General features: G+C 30.1%; 10 protein-coding genes. 9 read left to right on the top strand and 1 reads right to left on the bottom strand.

What is annotated here, in order from left to right:
- The 6 genes from ACHZC3_RS09410 to ACHZC3_RS09385 form a co-directional block, all read left to right on the top strand.
- The coding region (locus ACHZC3_RS09410; protein WP_394759611.1) for a class I SAM-dependent methyltransferase at positions 1-374 on the top strand (374 nt) is incomplete at its 5' end.
- Between the two features lie 59 nt (positions 375-433).
- Positions 434-1,687 (top strand): DUF5103 domain-containing protein, encoded by a 1,254-nt coding sequence (locus ACHZC3_RS09405; RefSeq protein WP_394759610.1) that lies wholly within the window; start codon positions 434-436, stop codon positions 1,685-1,687.
- 70 nt (positions 1,688-1,757) lie between these two features.
- Positions 1,758-2,144: a Co2+/Mg2+ efflux protein ApaG gene (apaG, locus tag ACHZC3_RS09400; protein WP_394759609.1), complete on the top strand. Its 387-nt coding sequence runs from the start codon at positions 1,758-1,760 to the stop codon at positions 2,142-2,144.
- 122 nt (positions 2,145-2,266) lie between these two features.
- The gene (locus ACHZC3_RS09395) at positions 2,267-2,728 is read left to right on the top strand and encodes a DUF1801 domain-containing protein (RefSeq protein WP_394759608.1); all 462 of its coding nucleotides are present in this window, start codon (positions 2,267-2,269) and stop codon (positions 2,726-2,728) included.
- A 24-nt stretch (positions 2,729-2,752) separates the two neighbouring features.
- Positions 2,753-3,295 carry an SRPBCC family protein gene (locus tag ACHZC3_RS09390; protein WP_394759607.1) on the top strand — a complete coding sequence of 181 codons (543 nt, stop codon included), beginning with the start codon at positions 2,753-2,755 and terminating at the stop codon, positions 3,293-3,295.
- Positions 3,296-3,405: 110 nt separating this feature from the next.
- On the top strand, positions 3,406-5,193 hold the full coding sequence (locus ACHZC3_RS09385; protein ID WP_394759606.1) for a gliding motility-associated C-terminal domain-containing protein: 1,788 nt from the start codon (positions 3,406-3,408) through the stop codon (positions 5,191-5,193).
- A gap of 2 nt (positions 5,194-5,195) precedes the next feature.
- On the opposite strand, the gene ACHZC3_RS09380 is transcribed toward ACHZC3_RS09385, so the two are convergent.
- A complete protein-coding gene (locus ACHZC3_RS09380) occupies positions 5,196-5,939 on the bottom strand; it encodes an RDD family protein (protein ID WP_394759605.1) in 744 nt (247 codons plus the stop codon).
- Positions 5,940-5,960: 21 nt separating this feature from the next.
- Between ACHZC3_RS09380 and ACHZC3_RS09375 the strand changes: the two genes are divergently transcribed.
- The 3 genes from ACHZC3_RS09375 to ACHZC3_RS09365 are packed head-to-tail and all read left to right on the top strand — an operon-like array spanning position 5,961 to position 8,620.
- Positions 5,961-6,938, top strand: coding sequence for a stage II sporulation protein M (locus ACHZC3_RS09375; protein ID WP_394759604.1), 978 nt, complete (start codon positions 5,961-5,963; stop codon positions 6,936-6,938).
- Positions 6,922-7,875 (top strand): hypothetical protein, encoded by a 954-nt coding sequence (locus ACHZC3_RS09370; protein ID WP_394759603.1) that lies wholly within the window; start codon positions 6,922-6,924, stop codon positions 7,873-7,875. The genes ACHZC3_RS09375 and ACHZC3_RS09370 overlap by 17 nt, the downstream gene beginning before the upstream one ends.
- Positions 7,868-8,620, top strand: coding sequence for a DUF4129 domain-containing protein (locus ACHZC3_RS09365; RefSeq protein WP_394759602.1), 753 nt, complete (start codon positions 7,868-7,870; stop codon positions 8,618-8,620). The genes ACHZC3_RS09370 and ACHZC3_RS09365 overlap by 8 nt, the downstream gene beginning before the upstream one ends.
- The last annotated feature ends 79 nt before the right edge of the window (positions 8,621-8,699 follow it).

Raw genomic sequence — 8,699 nt, 5'->3', positions numbered from 1 at the left:
TGCCTTTTGAAGATAATCAATATGATATTATTTTGTGTAATCATGTTCTAGAGCATATTCCTGATGACACAAAAGCCATGCAAGAATTATTTCGAGTTTTGAAACCTAACGGAATGGCAATTCTTCAAATTCCGCAGGATTTATCTCGAGCAACCACTTTTTCGGACGATTCAATAGTAGATCAAAAAGAAAGAGCAAAAATATTTGGACAATACGACCACGTTCGTATATATGGAAGAGATTATTTTGACAAATTAAGAAGTATTGGCTTTACAGTTATTGAAGAAGATTATACAAACAACATTTCTACCGAATTAGTCGAAAAATATTGTTTAGCAAAAGGAGAAATCATCCCTATTTGTTTCAAAAAATAATAAACTGGCACAATATTCGTTCTAAAAATCATATATTTACTTCCATTGAAATTAAAATCATGATAAAAAGAGTATTTTTCTTTTTTGTAACACTGTTTTTTACGAATTCTGTTATTGGTCAAGCCATTTCAGAAACAGTTCCTCCTTTTAATATAAAAACGGTTACTTTCACACAAAACACAAACAATGTAACTCCTGTTTTTAGATTGGGTGAACAATTTCAGTTGAGTTTCGATGATTTGTTTGGTACTGAAGAAGATTATACTTATATCATCTCACACTACAATTACAACTGGACACCATCAGAATTATCAAGAAATGAGTATCTAAACGGAACCGACAATCAGCGTATCCAAGATTACGAAAACTCGTTCAACACACTGCAAATTTATTCCCATTATAGGCTCAATTTCCCTAACAATTACAACCAAATAACAAAAAGCGGTAATTATTTAGTTTCTGTATTCAATAGTGCTAAAGAACTTGTTTTTACTAAAAAATTTATTGTTTACGAAGAGCTTGTCGATGTACCTATGCAAGTAAAAAGAGCCCGAAATGTTGCCGATAATAAATACAAACACAACATCGAATTCAGTATTACTTCAAAAGAAATTTTGTTTCAAAACCCAGTTCAAAACATAAAAGTTATTTTATTTCAAAACGCAAAATGGGAAAATGCTATTGTCAATGTAAAACCGCAATACACGATTGGCAACGATTTAATTTTTAGATACGATACAGAAACGCAGTTTTTTGCAGGAAACGAATATTTATATTTTGACAACAAAGAAATTCGAGCGGCATCAAACAGTATTGCAAAAATTGACTCAAATAGTGGCTTATATAATTCTCATTTATATACAGATAGTTCTCGAAAAAACAAATCCTATACTTTTTTTCCAGATGTAAATGGAAATTTTAAAATTCGAAATCTAATGGCGCAAAACAATGATGTAGAAGCGGATTATGCTTGGGTTTATTTCACACTTTTTGCAACTGAAACAAATGCAAAAACCAGTATTTATGTAACAGGAATGTTTAACAATTATATTCTTTCTGCCGAAAACAAAATGGATTATAATGCTGAAAGAGGTGTTTTTGAAAAAGCAATTTTAATCAAACAAGGTTTTACAAATTACAATTATACTTTACTAGATTCAAAAGAAAACATCAATAACAAAGAGGCCATTGATGGTAATTTTTACGAAACCGAAAACCAATACACTGCAATCGTTTATTATCGTCAAAACGGAGAAAGATACGACCGAGTGATTGGTAAAGGTGATGCAAATTCTATTAATATTAGAAATTAAAAATTAATACTATAATAACACTTTTGCATTTATAAAATTTCTAACTTTGTATAAGCAGAATTAAAGAATTATGGTAACGCAAATAACAAGAGGTATAAAAATCTCGGTACTAACAACTTTTGAAGGGACATACTTCAAAAACCATAAAATGCATTTTGCTTTCAGCTACCATATTACAATTGAAAACCACAGTAAAGACTCTGTCCAACTCACCACACGTCACTGGGAAATATACGATGCGCTAAATCATGTTGAAATTGTAGATGGTGAAGGTGTAATAGGCAAAAAACCTGTTCTCAAACCTGGCGAAACCCATACATACAGTTCAGGCTGTTTACTTTGTGCACCGTTTGGTACTATGAAAGGTTACTTCCAGATGATAAATTTTACCTCAACTAAAGATTTCAAAGTAATTGTACCAGCTTTTAGATTAAGTGCTCCGTTTGCGTTAAATTAAACGAGTATTACAATATTCACTCATAAAGTATTCAGAATATTATTATAAGTTTATTAAAAAATAACTGATTCAAAATAATGAATTTATATTTTTTTATATCTTTATAGTAAACAATTCATAAAATGCAATCAAAAGCCAACAATATAGCCGAATATTTAACAGAAATTCCTGAAGAAAGAAAATTAGCTTTTACAAAACTTAGAAATACCATTGTAGAAAACATACCCAAAGGTTTTCAAGAATGTATGAGCTACGGAATGATTGGATATGTTGTACCACATACTATCTATCCTGATGGTTACCATTGCACCCCAAAATTGCCTTTACCATTTGCAAATATTGCTTCCCAAAAAAATTTTATTGCCTTGTATCACATGGGAGTTTATGGGAATGCGAAACTTTTAGAATGGTTTACTGCAGAATATCCTAAACATTGTAAATATAAATTGGACATGGGAAAAGGGTGTATTCGGTTTAAAAAACCTGATGACATTCCGTATGATTTAATTGCCCAATTAATGCAAAAAGTCACCGTTGAAGATTGGATTAATTGCTATGAATCAACAATGAAAACTAAAAAATAAAATTAATACTAAACTAAATCAATTATGAAAATTATTAAAAAAATTCTTTTAGCAATTGTACTATTAATTGCCACCGCATTAATCGTAGCCTTCTTTCTACCTAAAAATTACGCTGTTGAAAGAGAAATTACGATTAATCAGCCTAAAGACAGTGTTTTTAATTATGTGAAATATCTTAAAAACCAAGACAATTATAGCACTTGGAATCAGAAAGATCCTGCCATGAAAAAAACACATTCTGGAACAGATGGAACAGTTGGTTTTATTGCTGGTTGGGAAAGTACAAACAAAGAAATAGGTACTGGTGAGCAAGAAATTAAAAAAATTACAGAAGGCGAACGTTTAGATTTAGAGTTACGTTTTAAAGTTCCTTTTGAAGCAACTGACAATGCCTATATGACTACCGAAGCAGTCTCTGAAACACAGACTAAAGTAAAATGGGGTTTCAAAGGAGCTATGCCATACCCTATGAATTTGATGCTTGTAACGATGAACATGGATGAAATGTTAGGTAAAGAATTGCAAACGGGATTAAATAATCTAAAAACAATCCTCGAGAAAGAATAACCCTAAACCTACACAGGTAAAATTTTTAAAGACTAAAAAATCACATAATTTAAAATTAATTTAATATAGAATACTAAAAATAGTATCTTTAAAAAAGCATTTCATTTTTAATGATAAAAAAACTACTTTTTTTACTCTTATTTTTAATAATTGGACTTAACAAAACTTGGTCCCAAGACATTACGCTTTACAACCAGTTTAACGGACGCTACGATTTTACATTTATAGGAAACACACTAAATACTGCCGAAAATGGTACTGGCGCTCCTTGTACAATTACCACAAGCTCATCAGACATTTTAAATTTAAACAGCGGAGATACTGTTCAAGCTGCCTATCTGTATTGGGCTGGATCGGGAACTGGGGATTTTAATGTCAAACTGAATGGTATCGACATTACTGCCTCAAGACAATTTCATATTGTTCAGACTTCATCTGGTTTAGATTTTTTTAGCGCTTTTGCAGATATTACTTCACAAGTACAAACAACAGGAAATGGCACTTATACCCTTTCTGATTTAGATTTAACCAGTGTTATTGCAAATTATTGTGGTAATGCTACAAATTTTGGCGGTTGGGCAATAACAATTGTATATAAAAATAATTCACTTCCGCTAAATCAACTCAATGTATATGATGGTTTACAATTTGTACCAACGTCCATAAACATTACACTTAACAGTCTAAATGTTATTGATAATGTAGATGCAAAAATCGGCTTTCTTGCTTGGGAAGGAGACCGAGGAATTGCTGTAAATGAATCACTCCGTATTAATGGAAACTTAATAAGTAACCCTCCATTAAATCCAGCAAACAATGCGTTTAACGGAACAAATAGTATTACAGGATCTACGTCTTTATACAATATGGATCTAGACATATACAACATTCAAAACAATATAAATATAGGAGACACCAGTGCCACTATTCAGCTTACATCAGGACAAGATTTTGTGATGATAAACTCGATTATTACAAAATTAAATAGTCAACTTCCTGATGCAACAGTCAGAATAGACAATATCATTCAATCTTGCAATACTCGGACTTTAATTATCGATTATACTGTTAGTAATTTAAACAGCACAAATTTTCTTCCATCTGGAACTTTTATTACAGTTTATGCCAATAATCAAGCTGTTGGAACTGCTCAAACAACAGCAGATATTCCTATAGATGGAAGTCAGAATTATCAAATTACTGTTACTATCCCTAACACAATTCCTTCAACTTTTGATTTAAAATTTATTGTCGATGATAATAATGGAATTGCAAGTGTTACAGAAACCAATGAAAACAATAACAACTTTATTCTGAACACAACACTTTGGCTTTCACCTGAATTTAATGCCTTACAAAATTTGACGGTCTGTGCAAATGAAAATGAAAAAGGCGTTTTTAACTTTTCTACTTATGAGCAACTAGTTAAGAAAAATGCATTAGATATTGTTTCGTTTTTCGAGACCGATTCAGATGCAAATGCCAATACAAATCCTATACTAAACACCTCAAATTACACAGCTCTAACTACGCCGAAGACTATTTATATTAGAATTGAAAATGAGCATTGTTTCTCGATAACTGAATTTTTACTTATAACAGAACCCTGTATTCCAATAATATACAACTATTTTTCGCCAAACGGAGACGGAATAAATGATTTTTTTATCATTAAAAATTTAAGAGGCTTTCCTAATTTTAGATTATTAATTTACAACCGATGGGGAAAATTAATTTGGGAAGGCGACAATAATATTGGTGATTGGAACGGTTTTTCGAATCAGAAAAATATAGTTTCGAAAGGCGAATTACCTCAATCTACTTATTATTATGTTTTAGAACTAAACGATCCAAAATATCCAAAACCATTTGTAGGTTGGGTATATTTAAATAGGTAAAACTACATGTTTTGAGTATAAAAATTATAATCTTTTAATATTGTTCTAATAAAATCTCTATTGTTTCCTGATTGATTTTTGATTCCAGTAACGGATTCAATTTTATCCTTTAGCTTGTTAATCATTTCATAATCATCTTTAGCTAACGAAGCCTGAAAAGTCTCTTTGATAATCCTAGCATCATTATCAGAAAGCTTAATAACAAGTGGATAAGTTGGTACATATTCGTTTCCAATATCCTCAATAATAGTACTATTTATGGTAATATCATTTTTTAATGTTATAACAGCAGTTCCAGCCACCATATCTCCTAATCGTTGCGATTTTTCGGAAACTATCATAGTCACTAAACCTATAATTCCGCTACTTGTATTAATATCGATAATTCTAAACAACCAGCGCATTAAATATTCTCCAAAAGACGCTTGGTAACCATCAATTTTTACCACTTTTATCTTTAAGAGTCTTTTTCCTAAAGTTTGTCCTTCAAAAATACTTTCCAGAACAATCGAGTAAAAAGCAAATGGTAAAAACAATAACATCATGATAGCAATTCTGGACCAGTCATCCATACTGTCCATTATTTTATCAAGATTAAACAAATAAAAAAACACAAAACCGACAACTATTAAATATGCCCCTTTTATGAGAAGATCGATAAAATAGGCTCCTATTCTTTCTCCAACCGAAGCGGCTGTAAAATTAATATTAACATTTTGTGTAGTATTTATGGTTAATTCAGACATATTTTTTTACTTTAGCATTCGATGAGAGAAGTTGCGTTTATAAAACAAAATAAAGAAAAATGGCTTGATTTCGAGCAAGCAATTTTTGGTAAATCTAAAAAAAATCCAGATGAAATTGCTAGTTTGTATATTCATTTAATTAACGATTTATCATACGCTCAGACTTATTATCCTAAAAGCAAGACAGTTGTCTATTTAAATCATCTTGCTTCACAAATTTATCAGAAGATTTATAAGACCAAAAGAGTCGAAAAAAATAGGCTTTTATCTTTTTTTAAGATTGAAATTCCATTATTAGTTTACCAATATCGTCGCTATTTGCTATATGCATTCACATTGTTTTTTTGTTGTGTTGCTATTGGCGTTATATCTGCAAAGTACGATTCAGACTTTGTAAGATTAATTCTTGGCGATGATTATGTAAACATGACTTTAGAGAATATAAAAGATGGAAATCCTGTTGCTGTTTATAAATCGGGAAGTAATTGGGGAAGTTTTATTGGTATAACTTTGAACAATTTATATTACGGAACACTCTGTTTCATTTATGGAATCTTTTTGGGGATTGGAACATTTATCGAATTATTAAAAACTGGCATAATGCTCGGTTCTTTTCAATATTTTTTTTATAACGAAAATGTTTTTTGGGAAAGCGTTCGAGGAATATGGATACATGGAGCGTTCGAAATATTTGCAATTGTTATTCATGCGTCAGCTGGTTTTATTCTAGGAGCTTCTATCCTATTTCCTAAAACTTTTTCTAGATTAAACTCATTTAAAACAGGTTTTAAAGACAGTTTGAAAATATATCTAAGTGCTTATCCTTTTTTCATTGCCGCAGGCTTTCTAGAAGGTTTTATCACCAGATATTCTATTGATATGCCACATTGGTTAAGTGTGTTTATTATACTTTCAACACTATCTATAATCTCATTTTATTATCTTATTTACCCATTTATTATTAATAAAAAAATTAAAAAAAATGTTTCAATTATTTAAAGAAAGAAATTTTAATGATTACATAAACGATACTTTCCAGTTTTTTAAAATATTAGGAAAGCATTATTTCAAAAATTATTTCACCATCAATGGTGGTTTTTTGCTACTAGTTACTGTGTTTATTTATTTTTTTACTAAAGTTTATTTTGATTTTATTTCATCATCTATGTCAGGCGGAATAAATGCTCCTCAAGATACTTTTGGAAATTATTTTGACAACAATATTGGACTAATGATTGCTGTGGTGTCTTTTGCTGTCATATTAATCCTAATTATGTCGATAATTCAGTTTGCCTTTCCTATCGTTTATCTGGATTTATATGACCAACACAAAGGAACCGACTTTACTACAAAAGACATTTTAAACAAATTAAGAACCAAAATTGCTAAAATTCTAAAATTTGCTATCGGATCTATTTTTATCATTTTTCCAATACTAACCATTGTATTTGTAGTATTAGTTTTGCTCTGTTTTATAATAATTGGAATTCCATTAATTTTTATCATGCTTCCCGCAATAATGAGTTGGATACATTTAAGTTTTTATTATTATATGAATTCCGACCAAGGTTTTTTTAGCGCTATTGGTGATGGATTTGACACCATAAAACAACAATTTTGGCCAATAGTTGGTACAACTGCAATTATGTATATTATCATTCAAATTGTAAATACCATTTTTACTATGATTCCTTATATTTTTGGAATGGCTAGTATGTTTTCGACTATTTCAGATCCAAATTCTGGAACTGGAGATAAATTTTCAGCAATTTCGGTAATGATGTCAATAATTATGGTGATCTCTACAATCGTTAGTTTCATCTTGAATAATTTAATTTTAATTAATCAAGGTATGATTTATTATAGCCATATTGAAAACGCTGAAGGCAATACCTCAACAAACGCTATAGACCTTATAGGAACTGACAGTGAATAAATTACTCATCCTTTTTTTAGTATTCTTCAGCATTTCTATAAGTGCGCAGGATTCTTTGGCTCTAGCCAATAAGGATTCTATTGTATACAATCCGAAGGATAATAAAATTGATGATACTGATATTGTGCTTCAAAAATTCGATTTGAAGTTTAAAACAAAATACCAATCAGATGAATTTCAATATGAAGTAAAAGTTGCCGAAAAAGGAATTTGGGACAGGTTTAAAGAATGGTTGGCATATTGGTTCAGAAAATTATTTGGTCTATCCGATGGCGTTTCTTCAAATGCTGTAAATATTACTTTAAAAACTATCGCGATACTTATCATAGTTTATGTGATATATATTATTGCAAAACTGATTTTAAATAAAGAAGGACAATGGATTTTCGGGAAATCGACCACAAAAAAAGTGATTTCTCACGAAGATATTGAACGTAATTTAAAACACATTGATTTCGAAAAATTAATAAAAGAAACCATAAAAACAGGCGATAAAAGACTAGCCATAAGATATTATTATTTATGGTTGCTCAAAAAAATGTCTGAGCAAAATATTATCGATTGGAATCCAGAAAAAACAAATTCTGACTACTTGTATGAAATAAAATCTGAGAAACTAAAACAAGATTTCAATCATTTTTCGTACTTGTACAATTACACTTGGTATGGCGAATTTAATATTGATGAGGAAACTTTCAACAAAGAAAAAATATTATTAGAAAAAACAATACAGTCTATTAAATAGTGAACAAAACCATCAAAATATATATCATTTTTCTTGTCCTGCTTCTTGCGGGTATTATATATATTGATGCCGTTAGACC

The sequence above is a fragment of the Flavobacterium sp. genome (assembly GCF_043720215.1).
GTDB lineage: Bacteria > Bacteroidota > Bacteroidia > Flavobacteriales > Flavobacteriaceae > Flavobacterium.
Note: the sequence above shows the minus strand (reverse complement) of the source record. Positions and strands in the feature narration are given on the sequence as shown.